At 33.2% G+C, this 26,432-nt stretch carries 24 protein-coding genes, 1 pseudogene and 1 riboswitch; of the genes and pseudogenes, 4 read left to right on the top strand and 21 right to left on the bottom strand.

The genetic code is table 11. The features are described 5' to 3' along the window. Positions 1 to 55: 55 nt before the first annotated feature. The 4 genes and pseudogenes from RCG18_RS14995 to RCG18_RS14980 all read right to left on the bottom strand — a co-directional run bounded on the left by RCG18_RS14995 (position 56) and on the right by RCG18_RS14980 (position 2,554). A pseudogene (locus RCG18_RS14995) lies at positions 56 to 1,017 on the bottom strand (helix-turn-helix transcriptional regulator). A gap of 354 nt (positions 1,018 to 1,371) precedes the next feature. Further along, positions 1,372 to 2,217 carry an aldo/keto reductase gene (locus RCG18_RS14990; RefSeq protein ID WP_308036852.1) on the bottom strand — a complete coding sequence of 282 codons (846 nt, stop codon included), beginning with the start codon at positions 2,215 to 2,217 and terminating at the stop codon, positions 1,372 to 1,374. 2 nt (positions 2,218 to 2,219) lie between these two features. Next, positions 2,220 to 2,426 (bottom strand): NAD(P)H-dependent oxidoreductase, encoded by a 207-nt coding sequence (locus tag RCG18_RS14985; protein ID WP_308042038.1) that lies wholly within the window; start codon positions 2,424 to 2,426, stop codon positions 2,220 to 2,222. Further along, positions 2,423 to 2,554 (bottom strand): hypothetical protein, encoded by a 132-nt coding sequence (locus RCG18_RS14980; RefSeq protein ID WP_308036851.1) that lies wholly within the window; start codon positions 2,552 to 2,554, stop codon positions 2,423 to 2,425. Before RCG18_RS14980 ends, RCG18_RS14985 begins: the two co-directional genes overlap by 4 nt. Positions 2,555 to 2,621: 67 nt before the next feature. On the opposite strand from RCG18_RS14980, the gene RCG18_RS14975 reads away from it, so the two are divergent. Next, positions 2,622 to 3,044: a MerR family transcriptional regulator gene (locus RCG18_RS14975; protein ID WP_308036850.1), complete on the top strand. Its 423-nt coding sequence runs from the start codon at positions 2,622 to 2,624 to the stop codon at positions 3,042 to 3,044. Positions 3,045 to 3,262: 218 nt separating this feature from the next. Here the strand turns inward: RCG18_RS14975 and RCG18_RS14970 are convergent, their stop codons facing one another. The 9 genes from RCG18_RS14970 to RCG18_RS14930 form a co-directional block, all read right to left on the bottom strand. Then, on the bottom strand, positions 3,263 to 4,165 hold the full coding sequence (locus tag RCG18_RS14970) for a radical SAM protein (RefSeq protein ID WP_308036849.1): 903 nt from the start codon (positions 4,163 to 4,165) through the stop codon (positions 3,263 to 3,265). Positions 4,166 to 4,750: 585 nt separating this feature from the next. After that, positions 4,751 to 5,467 carry a methyltransferase domain-containing protein gene (locus RCG18_RS14965; protein ID WP_308036848.1) on the bottom strand — a complete coding sequence of 239 codons (717 nt, stop codon included), beginning with the start codon at positions 5,465 to 5,467 and terminating at the stop codon, positions 4,751 to 4,753. 12 nt (positions 5,468 to 5,479) lie between these two features. Next, the gene (gene rsgA / locus RCG18_RS14960; RefSeq protein ID WP_308036847.1) at positions 5,480 to 6,535 is read right to left on the bottom strand and encodes a ribosome small subunit-dependent GTPase A; all 1,056 of its coding nucleotides are present in this window, start codon (positions 6,533 to 6,535) and stop codon (positions 5,480 to 5,482) included. Positions 6,536 to 6,606: 71 nt separating this feature from the next. Beyond that, positions 6,607 to 7,236, bottom strand: a complete 630-nt coding sequence (locus RCG18_RS14955) for a TetR/AcrR family transcriptional regulator (protein ID WP_308036846.1) — start codon at positions 7,234 to 7,236, stop codon at positions 6,607 to 6,609. Positions 7,237 to 7,871: 635 nt separating this feature from the next. Further along, entirely contained in the window at positions 7,872 to 8,687 is an 816-nt protein-coding gene (phnX, locus tag RCG18_RS14950) for a phosphonoacetaldehyde hydrolase (protein WP_308036845.1), read from the bottom strand. Further along, on the bottom strand, positions 8,680 to 9,777 hold the full coding sequence (gene phnW, locus RCG18_RS14945; RefSeq protein WP_308036844.1) for a 2-aminoethylphosphonate--pyruvate transaminase: 1,098 nt from the start codon (positions 9,775 to 9,777) through the stop codon (positions 8,680 to 8,682). Before phnW ends, phnX begins: the two co-directional genes overlap by 8 nt. Positions 9,778 to 9,817: 40 nt before the next feature. Then, positions 9,818 to 10,804 carry an extracellular solute-binding protein gene (locus tag RCG18_RS14940; RefSeq protein ID WP_308036843.1) on the bottom strand — a complete coding sequence of 329 codons (987 nt, stop codon included), beginning with the start codon at positions 10,802 to 10,804 and terminating at the stop codon, positions 9,818 to 9,820. A 48-nt stretch (positions 10,805 to 10,852) separates the two neighbouring features. Then, positions 10,853 to 12,478, bottom strand: coding sequence for an ABC transporter permease subunit (locus RCG18_RS14935; RefSeq protein ID WP_308036842.1), 1,626 nt, complete (start codon positions 12,476 to 12,478; stop codon positions 10,853 to 10,855). Continuing rightward, the gene (locus RCG18_RS14930) at positions 12,471 to 13,223 is read right to left on the bottom strand and encodes an ABC transporter ATP-binding protein (RefSeq protein ID WP_308036841.1); all 753 of its coding nucleotides are present in this window, start codon (positions 13,221 to 13,223) and stop codon (positions 12,471 to 12,473) included. The genes RCG18_RS14935 and RCG18_RS14930 overlap by 8 nt, the downstream gene beginning before the upstream one ends. Positions 13,224 to 13,492: 269 nt before the next feature. On the opposite strand from RCG18_RS14930, the gene RCG18_RS14925 reads away from it, so the two are divergent. Next, entirely contained in the window at positions 13,493 to 14,257 is a 765-nt protein-coding gene (locus RCG18_RS14925) for a DeoR/GlpR family DNA-binding transcription regulator (protein ID WP_308036840.1), read from the top strand. 253 nt (positions 14,258 to 14,510) lie between these two features. On the opposite strand, the gene RCG18_RS14920 is transcribed toward RCG18_RS14925, so the two are convergent. Then, entirely contained in the window at positions 14,511 to 14,900 is a 390-nt protein-coding gene (locus RCG18_RS14920) for a MerR family transcriptional regulator (RefSeq protein ID WP_308036839.1), read from the bottom strand. 246 nt (positions 14,901 to 15,146) lie between these two features. Between RCG18_RS14920 and RCG18_RS14915 the strand changes: the two genes are divergently transcribed. Next, on the top strand, positions 15,147 to 16,586 hold the full coding sequence (locus RCG18_RS14915) for an aldehyde dehydrogenase family protein (protein WP_308036838.1): 1,440 nt from the start codon (positions 15,147 to 15,149) through the stop codon (positions 16,584 to 16,586). Positions 16,587 to 16,656: 70 nt separating this feature from the next. Then, a riboswitch (cyclic di-GMP riboswitch) is annotated at positions 16,657 to 16,744 on the top strand. After that, positions 16,718 to 17,062, top strand: coding sequence for a hypothetical protein (locus tag RCG18_RS14910; protein ID WP_308036837.1), 345 nt, complete (start codon positions 16,718 to 16,720; stop codon positions 17,060 to 17,062). (Overlaps the previous riboswitch by 27 nt.) 236 nt (positions 17,063 to 17,298) lie before the next feature. On the opposite strand, the gene RCG18_RS14905 is transcribed toward RCG18_RS14910, so the two are convergent. The 7 genes from RCG18_RS14905 to RCG18_RS14875 form a co-directional block, all read right to left on the bottom strand. Beyond that, positions 17,299 to 18,036: a YwqG family protein gene (locus tag RCG18_RS14905; RefSeq protein WP_308036836.1), complete on the bottom strand. Its 738-nt coding sequence runs from the start codon at positions 18,034 to 18,036 to the stop codon at positions 17,299 to 17,301. A 417-nt stretch (positions 18,037 to 18,453) separates the two neighbouring features. Continuing rightward, positions 18,454 to 19,512 (bottom strand): NlpC/P60 family protein, encoded by a 1,059-nt coding sequence (locus RCG18_RS14900; RefSeq protein WP_308036835.1) that lies wholly within the window; start codon positions 19,510 to 19,512, stop codon positions 18,454 to 18,456. Positions 19,513 to 19,584: 72 nt separating this feature from the next. Continuing rightward, the gene (locus tag RCG18_RS14895) at positions 19,585 to 20,283 is read right to left on the bottom strand and encodes an epoxyqueuosine reductase (RefSeq protein WP_308036834.1); all 699 of its coding nucleotides are present in this window, start codon (positions 20,281 to 20,283) and stop codon (positions 19,585 to 19,587) included. Positions 20,284 to 20,310: 27 nt separating this feature from the next. Beyond that, the gene (locus RCG18_RS14890; RefSeq protein ID WP_308036833.1) at positions 20,311 to 21,279 is read right to left on the bottom strand and encodes a GntR family transcriptional regulator; all 969 of its coding nucleotides are present in this window, start codon (positions 21,277 to 21,279) and stop codon (positions 20,311 to 20,313) included. 551 nt (positions 21,280 to 21,830) lie between these two features. Then, positions 21,831 to 23,642, bottom strand: coding sequence for a BlaR1 family beta-lactam sensor/signal transducer (locus RCG18_RS14885; protein ID WP_308036832.1), 1,812 nt, complete (start codon positions 23,640 to 23,642; stop codon positions 21,831 to 21,833). Positions 23,643 to 23,652: 10 nt separating this feature from the next. Beyond that, entirely contained in the window at positions 23,653 to 24,027 is a 375-nt protein-coding gene (locus RCG18_RS14880; RefSeq protein ID WP_014519946.1) for a BlaI/MecI/CopY family transcriptional regulator, read from the bottom strand. Positions 24,028 to 24,266: 239 nt separating this feature from the next. Beyond that, positions 24,267 to 26,291 (bottom strand): penicillin-binding transpeptidase domain-containing protein, encoded by a 2,025-nt coding sequence (locus RCG18_RS14875; protein ID WP_308036831.1) that lies wholly within the window; start codon positions 26,289 to 26,291, stop codon positions 24,267 to 24,269. Between the last annotated feature and the right edge of the window lie 141 nt (positions 26,292 to 26,432).

The following is a 26,432-nucleotide window of genomic DNA, read 5'->3' as shown; positions in this document are numbered from 1 at the left end:
AATGCTTTTCATTATTATAAAACAGCTTTACTGACAACTGCTGTCAGTAAAGCTGTTAAATCTGATAATATTCCATTAGCTCCGATGCAATAGCAACAAGTTTTTTCTTCAAACTCTGCGGTTCGATTACTTGAATGGCCTTTCCATAAGATAGAAGAAAATAAGGTACATATGCATGAATTGCTCTTTCGTCAAGTAAAAAAACTGCTTGATTTGACGTCCTCTCTTTCAGATGATGACCTAAAAACCAATGAATGCACAAATCGTCCAAAGCTTCTGATCTGCCACTGATAATTAATGAAATCACTCCATCCTTACCTGTTGGATCAGGTAAAAGATTCTGCAAAAAAATTTCCTGGCAGAAAAGGCTTCAGGTCTTTTAAATATCATTTGTGTCCCTTTTATCTGTAAAATCCGTTCAGCCCGAAAGCTTCTGATTTGATTCCTAAGATGGCAAAATCCTACAGTATACCATTTATTGTTCCAATAAAGTAGTCCATAAGGATCAATCACTCTTAGCCGGGGTTGTTCTTCATGGCTTGTGCGGTATTCAATTTCTACAGAATATTCGTTTGCTACAGCCCGCTCCAGTTCTTCCAATGTCGTCTTAACAGAAGGGGCAATATTACGGTTTATCACTTCGAAACCAGTTAAATGGCGATTGAGAATACTTTCTTGTTCCCGGTTTGAATACATTTTTAATTTTTGAGTTGCATTACTTAATGACTCACTAAAAGGGTATCCTGCTTCTTTGGCAAATACAGCGGCATGAAGAAGCGCTTTTTGTTCTTCAACATCAAAAAACAAAGGTGCTTGGATAAAATTGTTCAGCAATCTATATCCACCGTTCTGTCCTGCATCTGATAAAATCGGTACTCCGCTTGCACAGAGCGAATCAATATAACGGTAAACGGTTCGTATATTTATCTCTAATTTTTCCGCAATTTGCTTAGCAGTTATTTTTGCTCCTGAATTCAACATCCAAAGAATTGCCAGCATATTATCATTTTTTGCCATAGGACGCCCTCCTCTCCTACTTTTCTTCCAATGCAACTACTCTGTGATCTTCAGTCAGCAATTTCATCTGACTGAGATAACAAATTTTATTCCTCCGACATTTCGGTATAATTCAATTTTTTATATGTTTCTCTAATATATACTCTAGTAGCTAAAATTAATTATGTCAAATGGAATGTTAATAAAAAGTTTTCATAACTTGTTTATTCAAAAACTAATTAAATTTTATTTCATATAAACATGAATAGAGTGCAATCCCTTGTTCAAGAAATGCACTCTATTCATATTCTTCATATTCATTTATTCAACGGTATAAGGAATAATTTTCTTAACAGTGATAGATATCAGATAACCTTAGAAATCTACTTTATCCGGATGAAGCCCTGAACTTCCACAATCGGTTAGTCTGTCAATCTTCTCAACATCTTGTGCACTGATTTCAAAGTCAAATACCTCAAGATTATTTTTAATTCTCTCCGGTGTAACAGACTTTGGCAATGGAACAATTCCCTTTTGAATAATCCAGCGCAGACTAAGCTGAGCTACGGATTTTTTGTATTGATCCGCAATTTCCTTTAATACCGGATGCTTCAAAATCTGTCCGTTTGAAAATGGAGCCCATGCCTCCACCAAAATATTGCGTTGCTTACAAAACGCTACAGTTTCCTCCTGTAACATGCCAGGATGGAATTCAATTTGATTCACCATCGGTTGAATCTTAGCGGTTGTGAGCAATGGCTCTAAATGGTGCGGAAGAAAATTACTAACTCCGATTGCTTTGATTTTACCTTGGTTATAAAGTTCCTCGAATGCTCTCCAGCTCTCGCTGTTTGCTTCCTGCCAGTTATTCTTGGATGCTTTTGCAATAGGCCAGTGGATAAGGTATAAATCCAGATAATCAAGCTGTAAATCCTCTAAAGTTCGATTAAAAGCAGCTAATGTCTTTTCATATCCTTTGTCATCATTCCACAGCTTACTTGTTACAAATAATTCTTCACGTGCCACACCGGATTTGCGTATAGCTTCACCAACACTTTTTTCATTTCCATAAGCGGCAGCGCAGTCAATATGCCTATATCCTGCCTTGATTGCATTTAATACAGACTGCTCTGTTTCCTCTCCACTAGGCGTGCGGAATGTACCGAATCCTATATTAGGAATCTTATAGTTGTTGCTTAATGTGTAAAAATTTTTTTTCATAATTATTTTCCTTTCTGAAATAACTTCTCTTTGACAATGTCATCTTTGAAAGCATAGTGATTTTCCTCGGAAGTACAACAGTATCCACAGCGAATGCACCCATGAATATTTAGCTGACCAATTTGAATGATTTCAACTTCTATACCCTGCTGTTCCAGCTCATCTGCCATAACCTTGAGTGCCTGACTTGTATTACCCTTTTCTCCTATAAGGCAAGTATAGACCCTACACTTAACTGTAAGTCAATAGTATCTGCAAAAATTTTTTTCATATTCATAAATTCATACTCCTTTCCCTCCGATACAGCAAGTATAACCTTACACTTAACAATTTGCATAATCATCCTTGACTTAGAGTTAAGTGTAAGTTATATAATATATAAAAAACTATTTGAGGTGATAAACGTGAACTATACCATAGCACAAGCCGCTAAAAAAATGAATTTAACAATATATACATTAAGATACTATGACCGTGAGGGACTGCTCTCTAATGTTAAAAGGGATAAATCAGGCAACCGTATTTTTACAAGAGATGATATGGAAATGCTCTCACTTATATGCTGTCTTAAGAATACTGGAATGCCTATTAAGAAAATAAAGCAATTCACAGACTGGCAGAATGAAGGTAATCTTACCCTTCATGCCCGTAACGATATGTTAGTAAAACATAAAGAAGATGTTTTAAAGCAAATCGAAGATTTAAAAAAACATCTTCGTTTGATTGACCGAAAGCTCGATTATTACCATGATGCCTGCCAGGCCTATGATACGGACTCACCAATTCCAACCTGTTGCGAATATACGGATGATGATTCAGAATTTTAGGTTTAACTTTAACAGATATGACTGCACATTATTGCCAGGACATCAATCCGGTGGCGATTTATTGATGCCTTTGCCGAGGTATGTGAGGTTGCCATTGCTGCCATCGGCCATATCGTGGATTAGAATCTCGTACATGGTGATCATCCTCTCCTGTTTGGTTATAGTGGAAATAAAAAAACGCCTTGATGTTCGGAGTGAGCATCAAGGCGTAGATTTTTTTATTTATTAAAGAAAGTAATATTTCCTTCGGTGCCTTTTTTTAGGTGAGCATCTAGGTATTCGGCCTTAATCGAGTTTAAACCGTTTTTTAAAACAGTAAGCATTTCCTCTTTCTTTTCTGGTAGCATTCCATAAACCGGAATTATATTAGATACATGACGGCCATAGAAATAGGTATCATTTAATTCAAGTCCACTTAGCATCAGAATTTCTTCTTCGATATTTTGGCGCAAGGTATTTTCTTTAAAAATACCATTTTTTAATTCTTCTTCAAGAGGACTGCCACCATCAATGTGTAAAGTAGCGATAAATATGAGATAAGGCTTAATTTCATTTAGAAATTTGCTATTTGCTATTGCATTGTCATAACTTTTTTCGCTTCCGGCTGCTCCGATTATAATATTAACACTAAAGTCTATGCCCGCATTTGTTAAGCGATTTAATTGTACTTTTGCTTCATCAGTAGTAAAGCCCTTATTGAAATGCTCAACTACTTCTGGCATAGCAGATTCTAGACCGATATTAAGCTCATTAATCTTTAAAGCTCTTAATTCCTTTAGTTCTTCATCGGTTTTATTGATTATGTTTTTTATTGAAGCATACATAGATATCGTTTCAACTTCAGGTAAGATTTCATTGATTTTAATTGCTATTAATTTTAATTTATTTGCACTCAGGACGAAAGGATCAGCATTAACTAAAAATATACGACTTACTTTACGATAAGCTTTTCTTGCTTCTAACAGATCTTTTTCGATTTGTTCCATTGATTCAGTCTGAAAAGGAACATCCTTATACATTGTACAAAAGCTACATTGATTATGGCTACATCCTACTGTAACTTGTAATAATAATGAATTTGCTTCAAATGGTGGACGATAAACAGGGTTAGTATATTTCATTTTCATCTCTCCTCATAATTGATAATACGCTGCTATATAGTCATAAAAGTACAAACTTTATGGCTTTGCTCCGTAAAGGAAATTCAATTGCCTTAATGGAGTTTGCAGCCACTAATTATTTTGTTATACACTAAGTTTAGACCCTACACCTAACTGAAGGTCAATAGTAAAAATAGCAAAACATATTAAATTTTCATTAACTTCTTATCTACAATTGTTTTTTATAAAAGTAATGACATCAGGACTTATTCATCCTGATGCCTTTGGATTTTCATCTGTGCAATTTAAATTTTTAGGGTGTCATCTTCAAAAATATCGAATGTCATCTGTAAAAACCCCTAAAAAATAGGGCCAAAAAATGCGTTTTTTGACCCCGTTTTTTACTCATTTTTTGCCCAAAAGTCACAACATCTTGTGATTAGACCGTCCTATTTTTCCTTTTAACCACAATACGTCATCATTATTATACTCTCAACGTGTGTCGGAACTACTATGGGGATGCAAAGATTGAACCTCATTTTGTTCCTGCTTCTCTGTAAAAATTCACTCATGGTTATCAGCTCTGCGTCTTAGCGTATGGCTCTATTATTTTTTTCGTAAAACGATGGCGATAAAGTTTAGATATTCTCCACCGCCTGCTTCCATTGCCTTACGGTCACTGACAGCGTACTCATTCTCCTGTTTCAGCCAATCCGCCCAAACTTCGGCATTACTTTCCATCTCGGATACGGAAATGACTTCAGCATCTCGGCTTTGGCTTACCATTTCTGTCCAGTAAGTGACATCATGCATATAGTTAAGCTGTTCTGACGTCCATGAGAGAAGCAATTCTTTCGGCAAGTCATTGTGGCAATCCTTTTTCATGCCGGGAACAGTGATATAAATATACCCGCCACTTTTGACAAAAGGTAATAGCTTTGTATCTAAATATTCCGGGTCGCGTCCGAAATAGTTATAGGAATCTGTGCTGACCACTCCGTCGAAAAACTCTTTATCGAAAGGTAAGTCAGTAGCATCAGCCTTGACCGGGATAATCTGTTCTTGAGTTAACCCCATTTCATCAAAAAACTTACGGTTTTCATCCGGGTCGCTCCACAAATCAGCAGCGTAGACGGTGAACCCATATTCCTTTGCAAGCACAATGCTTGTAAGTCCTTGACCGCTTCCCAAGTCGCAGATGCGACCTCTGGAAGGAATTTTATTGTCTATCAGCAGTTCTTCCTGCAATTTAATGGGATTAGGCCCCATGATTTTTGCCTGTAATACGGGTGAGTTGTATTTTTTACTTATAATATACTCCATTGTGATTACTCCTTATTTTTTACGATTTGATTTGTTGATTTTTGCAATATTCTTAAACTTTTGATTCTTTGCCGCAAGGTAGCTTTGAGCATCGTCGGCATAGGCATTTTCGGCTTTTAGTTTTTGATACGACTGCCATCGCTCTGCTGATAGGACACCACTTTCAAGGGCTGCAAGGACTGCGCAATCCGGTTCGGACGTATGACTGCAATTCTTAAAGCGGCATTTAGCAGATAATTCTCCTACATCAGAAAAAGTTTTATCAAAACCTTCATCTATGTCCCACATACCAAGCTCACGCATACCAGGCGTGTCGATTACCAAACCGCCGTTTGGCAATAAAAACAGTTCGCGTTTTGTGGTGGTATGCCGACCTTTGTCATCATTTCGCAAGCCGTTTGTATTAATTCGGTTTTCTCCAATCAGACAATTGATAAGCGTAGATTTTCCTACACCAGACGAACCAATCAGTGCAACGGTCTGCCCCTCTTTGATATAGTGCAAAATCTGTTCGTAGCCGTCTTGCTCTATCGAAGAAGTTACAAGAATGTCAGTACCCATAGCAACAGCTTCTACAGCCGATATCCTTTCGACAATATTCCCACATAAATCTGCCTTTGTCAGTACTACCACTGGCATAGCTCCACTTTCCCAACAGATAGACAAGTAACGTTCCAAGCGTCGCAGGTTAAAATCATTATTAAGAGACATGCAGAGAAATGCCGTATCTATATTAGCGGCAACGACCTGTTCCTTATATACAGTTCCGGCTGCTTTACGAATGAACACGCTTCTTCTTGGCAGCACATGATGAATGATAGCGTGACCTTTACTTTCATGGTCGTTTAGCATTACAAAATCACCAACAGCAGGGAAGTCTGAAACAGTCCTAGCTTCATAGCAGAATTTGCCAGATGTTTCCGCAAGCTGCTCTCCACTTTTACTTATCACACGATAAAACCCTTTTTCCTGTGACAATATTCGTCCAACAGTAAGTTCGGGACATTCTGTTATCAACGCTGCAAAATGGTCGAAAAAACCAAATGCAGTCATGTTAATTTGATTCATTTCCGGTTCTCCTTTATTTCTATAAGTTAAGCTGCTTACTAACTATAATTTTCAAATTTCTTACATTGAATTCACTCCTTTTGTGATCGTTCAGCAGCATTTTTCTTTACAAATCGTTCGATGTGCGCTGTTAAAAGATTGGAAATTTTCTTTCTATTGGACGACGCATCTGACATGTTTATTAACAGATAAAGCGGTGCATAGAACTCAAGTGCAAGTTGCTTCGGATTGCTTTCGTTCCAGATACCTTGTTCTATCATTTCGCGGAATAAATCCTCCATGTAGCTGACGGGGCCGCCTACTAGACACTTTTGATACAGGTCAGCCATTTCAGGATTTCTGTATTGCTCTAATGTCAGCATTTTGCGGAAATTACAAGCAAATTCATCCTCCGTCCAAAAATTGAATTGTGCCTCAACGAAAACTTTGATTTTATCCATAGAAGTATTACGATACGACAGCGGCATTTTTTCAAATGTCTCTTCTGGAACCTCATATTTTTTTGCACGCTCATAATCCATTTGATACATACGCTCCACAATACTATCAAATATATCCCGCTTATTCTTATAGTGCTTATATAAAGCACCTTTTGTCATGCCAAGATTTCCGGCTATGGCACTAACAGAAACTGCTTCATAGCCGTCTCGCGCAAACAAACGGAGTGCAGTTAATAAAATATTTTCTTTTGTATCAGTCATCCAAATATCCTCCCTATAAAGTGAACGGTCGTTTACTGATATTATAGTAAACGGTCGTTTACTTGTCAAGAGTTTCAAACAAAAGAGAAAGGTGCCGAGAACGATATGATTTATTTACATCATATATATGAACTATGTACTCATATGACAAGAAAAAGATGAACAGTAAAATGTAATAGGGTGAAATAATTATAAGAAAAAAAGGAGTACTATTTCACAGTACCCCTTAAAATCTCATTTTCTATTTTCTTGCGTCTCCACACTCTATATCAACCACCACAGAAACCTTGATATAATTTTTAATCACTTTATTTCCTGATTTTTTCTCCCTCTCCCGTAAAGACGATATGCTCGAAAAAGTGCTTAAAACAAAGGATTTCTACATATCTGCCCGTTGTATCAACACAATACTCTCCACATGTCCTGTAGCAGGAAACATGTCTAAAAAATACTATAAATATTCCTTATATTTTTCTTTCTGAAAATTTTCTCTGTATATTTCTAAAATTTGAATTAAATTCTTTCTTGCATCCTTTAATTCATAACTATTGTTAAGATTCAACTTTAAAAGATAAAAATATGATTTTATTAAATGCTTTATTTAGATACATCTTATGTTAGGGTTTAACTCAATTCTACTTAGCATTTGGCCTTTTACCCCCTGAAATCAAATCATTAATTCTTTCAATCAACTGGGGAAGTTCTTTCATTGTCTTTATGGTGAAATCCGCACCAATATCTAAAAAACTTTTCTGGGTATTTTCAATAGCCTCATTTTTTTCCATCTCTGAAAGATTAGCAAAATCCTCATAACTCAGTCCCATTTGTGAACTTCCAATCACTACTCCTACAGACCATACTCCAGCATTTATTCCTTCTTTTATATCCGCTGCTGTATCTCCAACTTTTACCACCTTCCAAGGAGCTGAAAGTTTTAAAGCTTCTATGTTTCTAAATATCATATATGGATAGGGCCTACCATAAGAATTAGTAGAATCCGGAGTTATCCAAAAATCTGGTTCATATCCCTTTTCTTTTGCCCCTTTTACCACTATATCCATCATACAATCTGTGTAGCCTGTTGTAGAACCAATTTTTAATCCCTTTTCTTTCAACTCTCTAACTGTATTTATAACTTCTGGCAGTGGTTCTGTATATTTTGAAAGAGAAGACAGCAGCAACGGCTCAAAACTTGAATATAATAGATCTACATCTTTTTCATCAAAAGCTCTGTCATATTTCTCCGCCCACAGAGTTTTAATTCTTGGCATTTGAAGCATTGCTTTTATATGATCTCTTTTAAGCATTCCCATAGGGGCTCTTGCTTCCTCCATAGTAACTTCTATACCTGCAGCTCTAAATATTTCAATAAACACATTTACCGGTGCAAAACATCCAAAATCAATAGCAGTTCCTGCCCAATCAAGTATTACTCCTTCTATTTTATTCATTTTTATCTCCTTCCATATATTCCTTAATTATAGTAAATAGCTTTTTTATATCTTCTTTATATATCTCTCCAATATTACCAATTCTAAAGGTATCTACATCTGTTAATTTACCTGGATATATTACAAAGCCTCTTTCCTTAACATATCTATAAAAGCTGTCAAAATTGAACTCACTGTTTGGGAAAAGGAAAGTTGTTATAATAGGAGATTGAATTCTTTCTTCTATATATGAACTAATACCAACCTCTTTTAGACTCTTTCTAAGAAGAGAATTATTTTCTTTATAACGAATATATCTAGCTTCAACTCCACCCTCTTCTAGCAATTCATCAATTGCCTTTGAAAAAGCTGCCACCACATGAGTTGGCGAAGTATATCTCCACTTTCCCTCTTTGTCCATACCTTTCCATTGATCATATAAGTCTAAACATAAGCTTCTAGAGTTCCCTTTGCATTTTGAAAGTTTTTCAATATTAGCAATTACGAAACTGAAACCTGGAACTCCTTGAATACACTTATTAGCACTACTTATTAAATAATCTATTCCTAAATCTTGAACCTTTATTGGCATGCCACCAAAGCTACTCATGGCATCAATTATTAAGGTTTTGCCATATTCCTTAGCTACCTTAGATACTTCTTCAATTGGATTCAATATGCCGGTAGTAGTTTCGCAATGAACCATAGCTATATGTGTTATATCCTTGTCCCTTTTAAGAATATTCCTTATCTCTTTTACTTCTGGTAAACTATTATACTCTACACTATAGGTATCATAATTAATGCCTATGTATTTAGCCATAGTTACTATTCTCTCTCCATAAGCCCCATTAGTAATTATTAGACATTTATCTTCTTTACCAATAGCCGTAGTTATTACAGACTCCACTCCAAAGCTTCCACTGCCCTGCATTAACACTGTAGTATATAATTCTGGTGATGCTCCTGCTAGCTGTAGAAGCTCCGTTCTAATCTTTTGTGTTATTCTTTTATAATCGTCATCCCAAGTACAACGATCAGACAACATTTCCTCCTTTACTGTGCTTGTAGTTGTCAAAGGTCCTGGCGTTAAAAGCTTATAGTTATTCATAAATTTATTCCTCTCTTTTATTATTACTTAATCAAGTTATTTACTTTGCAGACTTGAAAAACTCTTGATGCTTTTGAAGAAGCTCTACTGTTAAAGGTTGGTTGAATTTTTTAACATTTGTAGGCTTGTTTACTTCTGTTACTGTTTCTCCTTCATATAGTGGTACTGGGTATGTCTTAATAAGTTCTGGTCTTGCTTTAGTTGCTATAACCTTTGCCATTTCCATAACAAGCTTTGTTGTAGCTGTATCTTTCTTTTTTACAACTGCCACAGACTCTGTAAGTGAATAATTACCTTCTAATGGATCAACATAATCTATTGGTTTTCCTGCCATTTTATCCGCTACTGCTTGGTGACGAAGTCCAAAACCTACTGCTACTTCTCCAGCTCTTACTTTCTTTAATGGACCTGAACCTGAAGTTTCAATATGTGGACCACAATTTTGAATAAGTTTATGTAATACAGCCTTGCCTTCCTCTTCTCCATATTGGCTTATAACTGATTGAATCAGAAGCCATGCAGTTGAAGAATTCATTATATTAGGAATTGAAACTAAACCCTTATATTCATCTTTAGTTAAGTCCTTTACAGACTTTGGCATAGGCAACCCCTTTTCCTTTAAAACCTTTGTATTTACAAATATTGCACCTGTATTTGCTAGTATTGGAGTGTAGTAAGGTGGATATTTTTCTAAAGCCTTAGTTTCAAAATTTAAGTTTTCAAACATATTATATTTTTGCTGAGCGCTGTCTATAAAATAAGAACTCATAGTTATTAAATTTGCCTCAATTTTGTCACCTTCAGCCATAAGCTTTCCGCCAAGCTCAGAAGTTCCTAAGGATTGTACTACATACTTTCCATCATAACCTGCACTATTAAGGCTATCTTTCATAGCTTTTACAGCCTCATCGTCTGCATTTGTATAGATAACAACCTTCTGAGCAGATTTATTGCCGCATCCTACTAAGCCAAGCAACATAGAAAATGCCATGAAACAAACTGCAATGGTTTTAAATACTTTTTTCATAAAAAATTTCTCTCCCTTTTTATAAAATATTTATTTTATCTTCCACATTTATTGGTGGATCGATAATTTTTTATTTGCAAAATCACAACAAATTTTCATAATGATATTTGTTATGAAGATAAGTATTGATAGAACAAATATTTCATTAAAATCTCCATAGTGCTGAAGTTCCTTTATCTTACTAGTTACAACAGAAGTCCTAGCAGTAACGAGAAATATAATTGCACTAATTGTAACCATAGAATTTATAAAATAATAACTAAACATTTCCACTATGGTGGATATTGAACTTGGAACAATTACCCTAACTACTGTCTTAATCCATGTATCTCCTAAAAGTTCTCCTGTGGTTTCCCATGCAGGATTCATTTTTGAAAAAGAATTTTTAGCCATAATATATGGTGTAGTAAAAAAATGTACTATATTACAAACTACTATTATAGTAAAAGTTCCCTTTAAATCACTTTCATTAAAGAGCATTAAGTAAGATAGTCCTAGCACCATTCCTGGAACAGTATTGGTTATCATAGAAAAAATATCTATACTTACCTTTGCTTTTTTATTAATTTTTGTTCTAACATTTATTATTGCTGCTCCATAAGAAATCAAAGTACCAATTAATGATGAAATAACTGCCACCATTAAAGAGTTTTCATATACATCTAAAATACTTCCTGAAAGTAAGGTATCTCTAAAAAATTGTGTGGTAAATGACATATCATAAGGAAAGTTTTTTACAAAAGGTGATATAAACATTATTAAAAATATTGATATAATCCCTATTACAATTGAAATTGAAATGCCCCCAAGGCATATATCGCGAAATGGATTTTTGATTAGTTCTGTTTTGGTGGATTTATCATAGTGAAAATTAAATCTTTCAAGGTAGTTTAAAAATAAAACTCCAAATATTGCAGGGGTAAGCATAAGTATAGCTATTACTGAACCGCTATTAAAATTTGGAATAGATCCTAGCATAACTTCATAAAGATAGGTTGCAACTACACTATAGGTTCCTCCTACAGATGCGGGTATACCAAAATCTGTGAAGCTTAGAATAAAGGATAGGACAAAGGCTCCTCCTAAAGTACCTACTAAAGGCCTTAATATGGTATTAATAAGGCTCCTAATAGCTCCATCTCCCATGAGCTTCGAAACAATAATAAATTTTTTATCTATGTATTCAAAGGAGTTATTTATAATAAGAAAGGCAGGAGGTAAAGTATAAATTACATATCCTATTATCAAACCATTGAATCCATAAATTTGAACTATTTCTCTGCCAAAAAACTTAGTCAATAAGCCCTGCTTGCCAAAGGAATATATAATTGCAAAACCATAGGTTATTGTAGGTAAAAGCATAGGAATCGAAATTCCAACTTTTATTATGTCTTTTATAGCTTTAAATATTTTCGTACAATTTAGCACATAGGCTAAAATAAAGGCCATAATTGTAGTTATAATGGCAGTGCTGCCTGAAACCTTTATACTATTTACTATGGAAGTTAAAATATCTCTATCACAAATTACTAAAATATAATTCTTTAATCCAATTCCTTCTCCACTTTTAAAAGAATTAAGGAATAATATAGAAAGTGGAGCAAGGAGAAAGGTTATAAAAAATAATGCAATTGTTATATATATAATTTTTATTTCTAATTTTTTATCATACATAGCACTCTCCAAATAAGTTATAAATATTATCTCTTTTTATCTTTAACTGACGTAATATAAACTCTTCTACAAAATTGTTTTTAGGCTTATTTATTACTTCTTTAGGTGTACCAAACTGCGAAATATTGCCTTTATCAATAATCAATACCTTATCTGACATAGTTAAGGCTTCCTCTGGATCGTGAGTTACTATAATAGTTGTAAGGTTGTACTCTCTCGTAATAGCTTTAATTCTATCTTTGATTGTTTCCTTTATAACTCCATCAAGAGCACTTAAAGGTTCATCTAAAAGAAGTATTTTAGGTTTTGTAGCCAAAGTACGTGCTAGAGCAACTCTCTGCTTTTGTCCACCGGATAACTGATATATTTTTTTTGATAAATGAGGTCTTAATTCTAAAAAATCTATTAATGTCTCCAGTTCTACTGTGCTTACTAAATCTGGTTTATTTTTTAGTCCATATACTATATTTTTGTAAGCATTAAGATTAGGAAAAAGTGCATAGTCTTGAAAAACTATATTAAAGCCTCGATCCTTCATTGACACATTGCTTATATCCACGCCCTCAAAAATAATTGAGCCACTATCCATTGGAATTAAACCAAGTATTATATTAAGAAGTGTAGTTTTCCCACTTCCACTTGGACCTAGCATAGAAACAATTTCACCCCTTTGTATTTGTAGATTTATTCCATCTAGTACTGCTTTTCCATCAAACTGCTTTTTTATATTTATTAATTCCAGCAAAATTATTCACCTCCGATAAAATTTAAAAGCCTTTCTTTAATGCACCTTAAGTATACACTCCCTTATGTTAAACTGTATTATAAAAAGGTTAAGTCTGTGTAAATTATTAATATATGTTTACAATATTATGATAATATTATGACAAACTTCTTTATAAAACCTTACCAATTCCTTGTATATTCTTTAATATTTCCTTGAATTTTGTCATGTTTTATGATAAATTCTTTATGTATTAATCTAAAAAATATTAATTTTGATAGGGTGATTTGATGCTTCCAAGCGAAAGACAAAAAAGATTTTTAGACTTGTTATCAACAAAAGATGTAGTTACTATTACTGAATTTGTAGAGAAATTTAACGTGTCTGTGGAAACTGTAAGAAGAGATTTAGCCATTTTAGAAAATCAGAATAAAATACAAAAGGTTTATGGAGGGGCAAAGATTAAAAACTTAACCCTTAGTGAACCTACCATGGAAACTAGAATGACCAGCAAACTATTACAAAAGGAATCTATCGGTAAAAAATGCAGTGAATTCATAGAAGATGGAGATTTTATTTTTATTGATAGTGGCTCTACTACCTATCACATTGCAAAACATATTACAAATAAAAAAAATCTAACAATTATTACCAACTCTATTCCGGTGGTAAATGAATTAATGAATAGTGATTTCGAAATTATTATAATAGGTGGAAAAATAAGACATACTGAACGTTCTATAGTTACCTATGATTATATATTCAACTTTGCACAGTTGAATATATTAAAGAGTTTCATTGGTGCTGGAGGCATCACTATAGAAAATGGAGTTTCTGATTTCAATATGGAAGAAGCTGTTACTCGGAAAGCTATTGTTGAAAGATCAAAAGAAGTATTTGTAGCTGCTGATAGCAGCAAGTTTGGGAGAAATGTATCAATAAATATAGTCCCTCTTAACAAAATTGACTATATTATTACGGACTCTTATTTAGACAAGAGTATGTTAAATAGTTTTAAAAAAATAAAAACTAAGATTATATTAGCTGAAGATTAAGTCTTCAGCTAATTATTTTATTGTTGGTTTATAAAAAAGATTGATCAAAATATTAGCTATAAATGGCTTAACTTGGAGAAAGCAAATATATGTTTTTATAAAAAAGTTTGATCTTTTTTAACGGTATAATACTGGGTTCAGATCATTTTAGATAAAAATTAAAGTAAAAACCATCTTATTTTGATCAAACTTTATAAAAAATCAAACTTTTTTATAAAATTTCAAACTTTGTTTTAATATTTCAATCTTTATTTTAAAGCTGCAACTTTTTTTCATAGTTTGCTTTTTTGTGCTCAATAAGAGCCAACTGTGCTTCAATCTCACGTTTTTTTTCTAAGAGTATTTCTTCTTGGTTTAAGACAATGGAGTACTTCTCCTTCAGTTCAATTTTATCTTCATTTGAGAGACCGATATAATGGCGAATCATGTCAATTCCCATTCCTGTGCTTCTCATACATTGGATCATTCGCAATCTCATGATTTGATCATCAGAAAACAGGCGGATGTTATTCCTATCCCGCGCTATATCTTGAAGCAAACCGATATCTTCGTAATAACGGATTGTTGGTTTGGGTAGGTTAGTTATTTTTGATACTTCCTTAATTGTGTATTTCGGTTCGGTTCCATAAATAAATTCTTCCATACTTCTCTCCTATAACCTCTTGATTCAAGTTACTTGAATGTATAAAGCTATTATAGCACATCAGTGGAAGAATAACACATCATGGTTAGTAGAGTTGAATGGGTAGGTTCTATAAAAAATTTTATTTAGAAAACTTATTTTCATTTTACAAACTTATTTTCAATAACGCTTGACTTCAAGTTACTTGAATAGGGTAAAGTGATTTATGAAGCAAAGAATTATAAATATCGCATTGGAGGTAAATCGATGAACAGGAACGAAAAAATGAAACTTATTGACAAGGTATACATCAATGGAGAATTTGTAAAGCCTGATGGAACAGAGAGAATGGATATTATCAATCCATCAACAGAAGAACTAATTGGACAGGTGGTATTGGGAAATGAAATAGATACCAGAAAAGCGATTGCAGCCGCGAAAGAAGCATTTAAGACCTTCTCAAAGACTTCAATTGGACAACGGGGTCAAATGCTAAAAAGGATACATGATGCAATCCTATCAAGGGCTGCTGATTTAAACCAGGCATGTATGGAGGAATATGGTGCTACAGCCAAGGCTTCAGACTTTAGAACTCAGATCTCAGCTGATAGTTTCCTTTTAGCAAAAGAAGCAATGGAGGCTTTTGAATTTACTAAGTATATTGGGAAAGCAAAGGTTGTTCTTGAACCTTTGGGTGTCATTGCTGCGATTACGCCCTGGAACGCAAACAATTCTCAGATAGCTATAAAAGTTGCTGCAGCCATATCGGCAGGCTGCACGATAGTTGTGAAGGCCAGTGAATTCTCATCCATTCAGACTCAAATATTGGCTGAATGCTTCCATGATGCCGGACTGCCTGCCGGCGTAGTTAATATTGTATATGGGTTGGGAACTTCAGTTGGCGCTGAATTATCCCGTAATCCGGATATTGCAATGATCTCGTTTACAGGCTCTGTAAATACCGCAAAGGCTATACAGCATAGTGCTGTTGATACAATGAAAAGAGTAGTTCTGGAATTGGGAGGCAAATCAGCAAATATCATTCTCGATGATGCTGACTTAACAAAAGCGATTCCTCGTGCAGTTACGAGTTGTTTTGGAAATCATGGGCAAATGTGTATTGCCGGCAGCAGGTTGCTGATACCAGAGCATAGGCTTGATGAAGTGAAAGAACTCATTAAAGTGGCTGTCGAGAATACTAAGGTAGGCTATCCATGGGAAAAGGACACCTTCATTGGTCCAATGATGAATGAAAATCAATACAGACGAGTTCAGCGATATATCAAAATTGGTATAGAGGAAGGTGCTGATTTAGTAATTGGTGGGGAAGGACACCCAAAAGGTTTAGAGAAAGGTTATTTTGTAAAACCAACAGTTTTTGCAAATGTAACCAGAGATATGACGATTGCTAGAGAAGAAATATTTGGACCCGTGCTATCTATTTTAACGTATAGAACAGAGGAAGAAGCGATAGAAATTGCAAACGATACAGAGTATGGCTTAGGGGCATATATAAGTTCCTCTAACATAGAAAAAGCGAACCAAATTGCTTCTCAGCTTGTTGCTGGAACAGTTTTCATTAATGATGTTATTCTCGAAATGAAAGCCCCCTATGGTGGCTTTAAGCAATCTGGAATCGGCCGAGAGGGTGGCATATATGGCCTCGAAGAATATCTTGAGCCTAAAACCATAATGATTTCTGATTAAGCATTACGTAACTACACTCTGGAAATTGTTTCTCTATTATAGAAGGGATAGATATAATCCATCACATAATAAAATCCAGGGGCAAATCCACCTAAAGGTGGAGACGCAAAGCCATAGGGTCTAAGGCACTTTTGTGCTATGATAGCCTGGCTGCCGGAAATCATGAAAAGGTAGCATCATTTACAGATGTGAGTATTTATGAAAACCATACACAGACCTATCCGCAAGAGGGTATTGAAAATAATACGGAACAGTCATCAATTATCAACAGGTTTCCAGCCCTGGTGACCGAGTTTAATGATGATAAGCTGACAGGGAGATTTGCGTGGATTGAATCAATTGTTGATCCAGTATTGGTCGCTAAACTAAAAAAGCTCTCACAAGATGACTTGGAGCTCCTGACTTTTATGGTAATTGAGGGACACAGTCAGGAAGATTGTAGAATAAAAAAAACTGCACACTCTCACCTTAGATGAGAATGTGCAGTTTCTTACATTCCTATATTTATTTAATACTTTTCACACTACATTCTCAAAACGTAGTATATTCCTAATAAATATTTTCGATTCAACTTTTTTATAAATAATTAAACTTTTTTCAAAACGGTTAAACTTTTTTATAAAGCTACATTTATCTTTGAAGAATATAACTCTCTCAAATGTAAATTATAGAACAATATCCTGGAAATCTTCATTTATAGAAATTGGCTTTTTTAACCTGCATCAGCCTTAAGCGAGCTGAAGTCCAAATTCTTAAGGTGTTCACGTTGGATAAATACCATCAATTTATCACCGTCATGCCAACACCATTCAAGGTTGTCGTCTGAACTAATTGTCAACAGTGAAATCCATTCTGTTCCAGGTGTTGGATCATAAGCTAGTGTACAATGTGATGGGTACCCTAGAAGGTAGTCAGAACTTTTATGTAAAGATTCGCGTATTTCGCTGTAAATGTCATTTTCTTCTTCATCGAAAGGCCAGTTCTTCACTTGGTATTCATCATACGGAATGTCAATCGTTGGGGAAAACTCAATAACAGTTGCCTTACCAACAATAGAATTAGGTGGCACAATAGTCTCTAGATTTGTAGTCTCTGGAGTAAATATTGCGTGAATATATCCTTCATCCCAAGTTTCCAAATAACACTCTCCTTCAGAATCATCTACAACGAAAAGGCTGAGAAGTCCACTTTTGGGAAGACCCGTTTCTGTACTTGTAATTTCTGAAAAATTGATTTGACCAATAAAACGGTATGGTTTCATATTATATGTAGGCCACTCAGTGCCTGCTGGCAAATCAGGTGCACCTCCAAAGCGACTACATCCCAAATATGGTTGGCTATTTTCATCTTTCAAAATATCAATTGCCGGACGTATAACTTGTGTGAGAAATCCCTTATGTTTTGAAATATCTGACTGTATTACTGTCTCTAAAAATTTGTCAATATTCATGATAACCTCCTAAAATTTCTTAGTTTGATTGTACTTTAGAATGAAGATTGTTATTTTCTTAAATTTGTTCTTTATATCAGATTAGCAATCATTAAATTCTATGCATCCATGCCAACTCAATAAAGCACCATGCATTACACAACAAGATAGTATCCTACATGTATAACAAAAGCCGCATAGAGTAAGACTTTTAGCTTGTTGTAGATTTAACTGGTGGAGGCAGGCCTCATTTCCACCCTATATGAAGAACATATTCTTTAGTTCAACTTCCCATTATTAGTCTAATATGAATAATGAAAAGTTGTACTAGGCTTTCTTAGTTTAATTCCTCATACATAGGTTACATTGCAATTTGAAAATAATGCGAGATTAAAAAACTAAATTTTATAGATTAAATGATAAAGAGAAGATTAATTTCTATTGCAATACTCTTCTTCCACCACTAAAATCAGAATGCAATGGAGAAATCTTAACTACATCTCCAGTGTGTGGCGCATGAATCATACATCCATCACCTACATATATTCCAACATGATGAGCTGGTGATCCAAAGAAAACTAAATCTCCTGGCTGAAGTTGATCTCTTGATACATAAGTTCCAACATTTTGTTGATCTGAAGCTACTCTTGGTAAACTTATTCCAAAATGTGCAAAAACATAGCAAGTAAAACCAGCACAATCAAAGGAGCTTGGACCATTTCCTCCATACACATAAGGTACTCCTTGAAAAGTTGATGCATATGCAACAATTGAATTTGACGATGCAGGTGCTCCTGAAGAACCTCTTGAAAGTCTTGGTGCCTCTGCTCTAATCTTTTGAACTTGTCCTGCTGCAGAAGCCACTATTCTTGCAGTAGAAGTATCCTTTGCTGCTAATATACTTTCCCTATTTTCTAAGTCCTTAGCTAACTTAGTTGAATCTACCTTATCACTATTAAGTTTGACCAATTTTTTTTCATTATCTGATTTTAATGCTAATAATTTTTTGTTTTTATCATCCAAAGTTTGCTTTTGCTGCGCTATAGCATCCTTCTTTACTTTTAAATCATCTATTATTTTCTGGTCAAATCCAACAATCTTCTTTATTGTATCAACTCTTGTCACAAAATCACTTAAATTATTTGATTGTAATACCACACTTAAGTAACTATCTACTCCATTTATGTACATAGCTCTTACTCTTTTACTAAAAAGATCTTGCTGACCTTTTATATTTCGTTCAGCCTTGTCCAATTGAGCTTGAGTATCTTTTATGTCTTTATTAGTTTTTTCAATATTTTTTTTGTTATCGTTTATTCCTGTCATCACTTTATTAATTTGCTCGTCTAACTTTTCTACTTTTGTCTCTAAATCTTGTTTTTGTTGTTGAATTTCAGATATTTGTGAATTAGTGCTTGATGGTGAAGCTAAAACATTTCCATTCACTATTACTGATAGCGTTAAGGCAATAACAACAGATAGATTTCTTTTATTCAATACTTTAACCTCCTTAGTTAAAAACATTTTATATTTTTTTATTTTAATTTTAAGCATATATAGAATCAGTGTTTAAGAAATGAAGTTATATTTTTTGTGTCCTAATACATTAGGACACAAAGTTCTGCATTTACTACAATTATATAACCAGTCTCCTTTAGCTGATTGTACAGCTACATGGCTTCTGCATAATGCCTGATCAACTGTTATACTATTAAGTGCCTTTTTAGGACAATTTTCAATACATATTTTGCATTTATCATAACAATATTTTTCTGTTATCATTGGATCATAGTCTACAACTTTATCTATAAGTAGAGCTCCTAAGTACATCATATTTCCTAAATCTTTATTTACTAGAAGAGTGTTTTTACCCATAACTCCAATACCAGCTAATTCTCCAGCATGTGTTAAGGATAATATACCCTTTCCTTGCTTTTTCTCATTATCCCAATATTCATATAGGTTATCTGCTGGTATCATAACTGCACCTACATTAAGCTTGTCCAAACAACAACAGGCATTGACGCATATTCTATCCAGTTCCTTGAGAATGGAAGTAGTAACATGTGTATATACTACCCTATTGCCACTAAGCATGCTTGCTGATGGTGCTCTTTTGGCAAAAACTACTACTGACTTACACTCAGAAAAAATATCTTTTGGATGAAATCCATCTGGAGCATTTTTAAATCTTTCAATAGGCGCTATACCGCATAGATCTGCTCCTAAATCATATAAAAGGTTTTTTATTTTATTAGAATTAATCATAGTTTACACCTTCATTTGATATTCATTTTACTTTGAAGCTACTTTATTATTAATGTATTGTTTTAACATTTGTAAGCCATTTCTATCTAGTTCTGAGAAGAACTCTAAAAGCTGTACTCCTGAAGGAAGTAAAGCTTTCACAGTGTCGAAAGCTACCCGTGAGGTTATGACAGCATCAACTTTTTGAAGCATCTCTAACAATTGTTTTTTATTTTCTGCTCCACAAGTACTAATTGTAACATTCTGAACACCTGCATTCTCAATCGCTTTTTTCATGTTTAAAGCTCCATGTGCAGTTGCACAGACAATACCAACTTTTGTACCAGGATTTAATTGAGCAATACGCATAAAAGCATGAATACGTGGTGTTGCCATAAGGCCAATAACTTCTTTACCTAAAGGCTCCATAGTTGCTTTAACATCCTCAACATGATTAAAACCTGTTATAACAAAATCACAATTTCTTACTATCTCTGAATCTATACTATCTTGAAGTTCTGACAAAAGACAGATATCAACATCAATATTAAGTTCTTTTATTAAAACATCTCTAAAATACTCTAAATCTTGAACAGCACTTTCTATCAACAAGGCTTTTAAACATATTCTCTTTGAATCATTCAGCCCTAAAACAGTATAATTAAAAATTACTGTAAATAAATCATCTGGTTTAAACCCTAATTGTTTTGTTTTTTCTATAGTCTCTTGCGCAAGTGTTAATAGTTCTTGATTATGTTTTTTAACATTATAGACATTAATATTGTCAGAAACATATGTACCTTGTCCGCTTTTACTCACCAATAGCCCCTCCTTTTCTAATTCTTTATAAGCTGAGATTACTGTATTACGATTTATTTTTATAAGTTTCTCTAATTGTATTGGCGAAGGAACTTTTTCACCAGCTTGTAAGGCGCCACTTAATAAAAAGTATTTTATTTGTTCTTTTAACTGTTGATATATAGGAAAATCTACTTTTTTATTAATACTAAATTTCATTTGGACACACCTTTCTACTTTTTACTTATCCATAATTAATATTTTTAATCATGGAGCTTAATATTAAACTATTAAGCTATTAAGCTATTAAGCTATTAAGCTATGTATATAATAATGGAAATTTTAAGCATTGTCAATATTATTTTTTAATAAATAATGTAAAAACACCGCAAAATTCCAACGTAAATAATACAGTGTTCTAGTAAATTATTTGATTTTTATAGTTGAGTAGTTAAATACAAATTTTATGTACTAATTATGCCGGTTCTGGAGGGCCCACCTCCATCTCTTATAAAGCACATCCGACTGTGAGGCTATTCTTTCCTTTGCACAGTCGTTCTTTCAGGACACACTTAGCCTAATGGGTAGCTGAATTATTTCTCAGAAGAAGACTCCTTTATTTACCTAGCTCTATGAAGTTTAATATTATAATATATATTAATTGTGCAGGAGAGTATCATGTTTAACTGTCCATATTATCAATAAATAATATAAATTTACCACTATCCGTGTGCAAAGCCCACATGCACGGTTCTGTAAGAGGAAAAACCTCAGAAAATTATTTCCTGAGGTTTTTCTACTTGATTTATAAGGTTATTCTCTTTTAAAATAGCCAATGCTATGCTTTTAGCTTTTTTCCCATCAATATGGTCAGTACCTTCAATATTTGTAGCAAAGTAATATTTATTATTTCCTTTTTCTAAGACACCTACAAACCAACCGTTAACATCTCTATTGTTCTCACTTCCTGATCCAGTCTTACCATATAAAACCATATTATCTTCTTCCATGAGTTTTATAGAATTCTTAACAAAATCCACATCTTCTTTTTTAAACTTCACATCATAGTTCCAAAGCTTTTTCAAAAACTGAACCTGTTCTATAGCTGAAATTTTTAATGACGATTGATTCCAATACTGGCCATCTAGAGTCCGAATATTTTCGTTTCCATAGCTTAATGAATCTACATATTCCTGTAGAGTTTTTCTACTTATTCTGTTATCTATTTTGTCAAAGTACCAAGTAACTGAGTACTTCATAGCAGATTCTAAAGTCTGATCTTTATTCCACTCTGTGACTGGATAATTTTTACCATCCCAGCTAATATTATTATCAGTTTTACTGATTACCCCCTTATCCAGTCCCATCAATGCAATTACAATCTTGTATGTTGAACAAGGTGAAACTCTCTTTTCGCTTCCATCTTTATTGAATATGGTATATTGATTACTCTGTTCATTAAATAACACAAAAGTCCCCTTATCTCCATTAAAATCTTTAGAAAAATCTCTATACGTAACATTTGAATTAAGATTTTTAAACTTATCATTTGCAAAGGGAGTTCTTACACCTATAAATGTTATTGTTAGCAATAAGGTAATTACTAGTAATAAAAACACAAAAAACTTACGTCTTATAGTTTCTTTAGAAAATACCGCTATATTTTTTATTCTATTTCTTACATTTTTCTTTGATCCATTGATATTTAGCATAATACCTTTATGTCTATTTAAAGAAAATCTTTCTAACACCTTAATAATTGTTTTGCCATAACCTTGTATTTCATTCTTGTTTAAGTTGCTCAAAACCTTCTCATCACAGGACAATTCCATATCATTCATCATAATAGCTCTAGCTATCCAAATAAAAGGATTAAACCAATATATACAGCAAAATATTATCATAATAAACTTAATCATAATATCTTTTCTCTTTATGTGAACTATCTCATGAAGTAATACATATTTGATTTCTTCATTATTGAATTTATCACATATATCCTGCGAAATAATCACGTATGGTTTTAATGTTCCAACTACAAAAGCTCCATAACCACCTTTAATTATTAAACTATTAAACTTATTATTTTTCATTTTTAATTGTTTTCTACAGGTTTCTATTATTATTTTTAGTTTGTTATCAGGTTTACAACCGCTTTTAATTATTCTAGTTTTAAATCTAAAGCTATTTACAAGAATAAAGCCAAGGATTATAGCACAAATCAAGAGCCATAATACAAAAATGAAGAAATATATGTTTGAAATATTTACTGACATAGCATAATCCTTAGTATTATCTATTAATGATATTGAGCTATAGTTATTTCCTACTTTATCTATAACAGTATTAGAGTTAGTAACTAAACTTTTTGAGAACCAATTAATAAAATTAAAATTATACCCATTCCAATTAGGCGTAAATGGGACAATTAGTTTGATTATTAATATAAGCCACAAATAATATTTATGTTTAGCACTCATCCATTTACCAAATATTCCTCTAATTAATAGTAAAGCAATAATAACTAAAGTTATGGAAATAGTAGAATAAGACATGTATGATAAAAAATTATAAGCTTTCATAAGATATTCCCTACTTATTATTCTTTTCTAATAATTTTTTTAAATCGTCTATATCTTCCTTAGTCAAATTTTGCTCTTCTATAAAATTAGCTATCATAGTTTTAAATGCACCATTATAAACCCTATCTAAAAATGATTTATTTTCTTCTTTTATACATTCATCTTCACTTACTAGTGGATAATATTTATATTCTCTACCTTCCTTTTCGAAATGTATGGCTCCTTTATTTAAAAGTCTATTTAATAGAGTTTTTACGGTTTTAGGTTTCCATTCAACATAATCATCTAATATATCAATTACTTCATTAGCTGTTATATATGGATTAGACCATATTATTTTCATAACTTTCCACTCAGTTTCAGAAATTTTAGGTATGTCTCCCATACATTCTCCTCCTGTCTAGAATTATTCTCTAATAAATTATAATCTATATTTTTTAAAAATAATAGACAAAGATACTGCTAATTATTTTTTGAATGCGTCTAATATAGAAATGCTTAGATGGGTGCAAAAATCCACTTGATGAAAATATACTCCATCAAATGGATTAGTGTCTTATTAAAGATTTAGAAGTAGAACAGTAAGCGAACTTATCATCAGCATTGCATGTAACTTCATATCAACTATTTTAACATTTCAAGGACTTTTCTAACCTTAGGAACCACATAATGACTTCCACCTCTCAGTTTAACATCCTCAACCATTGCTACTACCAATAAATTACTCTCATGATTTGTTGTCATAGCCGCAAACCATCCAAGTTCTCTACCTTGAGTATCTTGTTGAGTAAGCTTTATTTCTGCTGTTCCAGTTTTACCAGCTATACTTAAACCATTAATATAAGCTTGATGTCCTGTACCACCAGGATTCTCAACTACTTGAATCATGTCCCTTAATACTATGTCGGCTGATTCTTTAGATATAATCTTAGACTTCCATACCTTAGTTTCAGGTGTAGCTTTATATTCAAGATATGGATTTATCATATTCCCTTCATTAACAAACATAGTATACATAGATGCTAAATGAAGAGGATTCAATAACATCTCTCCTTGTCCATAGCCACTGTCAGCTAATTGTATCTCTGTTTTTATATCATTGTTTACAGCAAACTGTGATTTTGACATACCATACTCAAATGGAATGGTTTCGCCAAGTCCTAACCCTTTTAGCTTATCAGAAAACACATCTTTTCCAATATCTAAAGCTGCCTTAGCAAAATATATGTTATCAGAGTATATCATGGCATTTAGTAAATTTGAATTCCCGCCATAATCCTTTACTCTTGTAACAAAATATCCACCCCAACTAGCATCTTTCTGCCATTTAAGACCACTTATATTTTTATTTTCATTTGGATCTATAGTCTTATTATCTAAGCCTATAGCTGCTGTTATTGCTTTAAACACTGAACCTGGGGTGCTGTTACTTTGGAATCTATTATAAAGGGGCTTTTTGCTGTCTTCATTTAAGCCTTTCCATTTGTCATTAGACATTCCCATAACAAAATCATTAGGATCATAAGCAGGAGTACTAACAAGTGCTAAAACCTCTCCAGTCTTTGAATTCATAGCAACAGATGTAGCAGCATCCTCTTTTAACTGATCATATGATAAGCTTTGAATACTATTATCAATAGTTAGCTTTACATCAGTTCCATTTTGAACTTCCTTTTTTAGTAAAGTATTCTTTCTACTCCCCGATTTGTCTACTATATATATTTCGCCGCCATCTAGCCCTCTAAGTTTTTTCTCGTAGATTTTTTCTAATCCCGATTTGCCTATTATACTATCTTTAGAATATCCATCATTTTTATATTTTTCTAGCTCTTCACCATTTATAAGTTGAGCATACCCAGTTAAATGGGCTGCCGCTTCTCCTAATGGGTATACCCTTGCATCTTTATCATTTATCATAACACCTGGAATTTTTAAAAGAGCTTCTGTCCTCTTATCATCCTTAGCTATGACTTTTAATGGAATAAACATATCATCTTTTACATATGATGCACTAAGTTTTTTATTTATATCGTCCATAGAAATCTCTAAGAGATTTGACATCCCTTGCAGGGAATCATCTTTTTTATCACCTAATTTCTTAGGAACAACCCCTACTTCTGATACCTTACCATCTACAGCTAAAGGACCACCATTTCTATCTAATATATTGCCTCTTTTAGCTTTAAACTTGCTTACTCTGATTTTGTTATCATCCTCAAGATTAGGAAATATAACTTTAGAGCTCCAAACTATTCTATAATCTTTTTTATTTCCTTCTTTTATCACACTTATAGAATTGGGGAAATTCAATTTTCCTGCTAATGTGTTCATACTCATATCTAAATTAACTATAGATTCTTTTCCATGCTTCTTTACACTATTAATAGTAATCTTAAAATTATTAGCTTCAATTCCATCATAGATGTTTTTATTTCTAGCTATAAAATCTGCTTTAGAAATCTTATTCTTGCTTTCATTACTAATCATATCGTACATAGCTTCATACTTTTTTTCATTTAACAAGCTTATATATATATTTAAGGATTTTTTTTCATCACCAGAGCTTGTATAAAAATATTTGATTAATCCAAAACCTATAATCAATATCATGCTACAGATTATAACACCATATGTAAGTTTCTTTTTCATAAAGATATCCTCCCTATTGACACTTAATTAAGATTTCCTTTCGCACCCCACTTTGTACTGTTATTCTGCCAAATATCAAAGAAAAGATTACAGTTGTAATACATTATATATATTACAACTGTAATCTTTATGTGTCAACTC

The organism is Clostridium sp. OS1-26, from assembly GCF_030915445.1.
In the GTDB taxonomy this organism is placed as follows: Bacteria; Bacillota; Clostridia; order Clostridiales; family Clostridiaceae; genus Clostridium_AM.
The sequence above is the reverse complement of the archived record's forward strand: the minus strand, read 5'-3'. Positions and strand labels throughout refer to the sequence as shown.

Coding starts and splice junctions, on each gene's coding strand:
- RCG18_RS14990 (WP_308036852.1), bottom strand. CDS start 2,217: ATGAAAAAAAATTTTTACACATTAAGCAACAACTATAAGATTCCTAAT.
- RCG18_RS14980 (WP_308036851.1), bottom strand. CDS start 2,554: ATGCAAATTGTTAAGTGTAAGGTTATACTTGCTGTATCGGAGGGAAAG.
- RCG18_RS14970 (WP_308036849.1), bottom strand. CDS start 4,165: ATGAAATATACTAACCCTGTTTATCGTCCACCATTTGAAGCAAATTCA.
- RCG18_RS14965 (WP_308036848.1), bottom strand. CDS start 5,467: ATGGAGTATATTATAAGTAAAAAATACAACTCACCCGTATTACAGGCA.
- rsgA (WP_308036847.1), bottom strand. CDS start 6,535: ATGAATCAAATTAACATGACTGCATTTGGTTTTTTCGACCATTTTGCA.
- RCG18_RS14955 (WP_308036846.1), bottom strand. CDS start 7,236: ATGACTGATACAAAAGAAAATATTTTATTAACTGCACTCCGTTTGTTT.
- phnX (WP_308036845.1), bottom strand. CDS start 8,687: ATGAATAAAATAGAAGGAGTAATACTTGATTGGGCAGGAACTGCTATT.
- phnW (WP_308036844.1), bottom strand. CDS start 9,777: ATGAATAACTATAAGCTTTTAACGCCAGGACCTTTGACAACTACAAGC.
- RCG18_RS14940 (WP_308036843.1), bottom strand. CDS start 10,804: ATGAAAAAAGTATTTAAAACCATTGCAGTTTGTTTCATGGCATTTTCT.
- RCG18_RS14935 (WP_308036842.1), bottom strand. CDS start 12,478: ATGTATGATAAAAAATTAGAAATAAAAATTATATATATAACAATTGCA.
- RCG18_RS14925 (WP_308036840.1), top strand. CDS start 13,493: ATGCTTCCAAGCGAAAGACAAAAAAGATTTTTAGACTTGTTATCAACA.
- RCG18_RS14920 (WP_308036839.1), bottom strand. CDS start 14,900: ATGGAAGAATTTATTTATGGAACCGAACCGAAATACACAATTAAGGAA.
- RCG18_RS14915 (WP_308036838.1), top strand. CDS start 15,147: ATGAACAGGAACGAAAAAATGAAACTTATTGACAAGGTATACATCAAT.
- RCG18_RS14905 (WP_308036836.1), bottom strand. CDS start 18,036: ATGAATATTGACAAATTTTTAGAGACAGTAATACAGTCAGATATTTCA.
- RCG18_RS14895 (WP_308036834.1), bottom strand. CDS start 20,283: ATGATTAATTCTAATAAAATAAAAAACCTTTTATATGATTTAGGAGCA.
- RCG18_RS14890 (WP_308036833.1), bottom strand. CDS start 21,279: ATGAAATTTAGTATTAATAAAAAAGTAGATTTTCCTATATATCAACAG.
- RCG18_RS14885 (WP_308036832.1), bottom strand. CDS start 23,642: ATGAAAGCTTATAATTTTTTATCATACATGTCTTATTCTACTATTTCC.
- RCG18_RS14880 (WP_014519946.1), bottom strand. CDS start 24,027: ATGGGAGACATACCTAAAATTTCTGAAACTGAGTGGAAAGTTATGAAA.
- RCG18_RS14875 (WP_308036831.1), bottom strand. CDS start 26,291: ATGAAAAAGAAACTTACATATGGTGTTATAATCTGTAGCATGATATTG.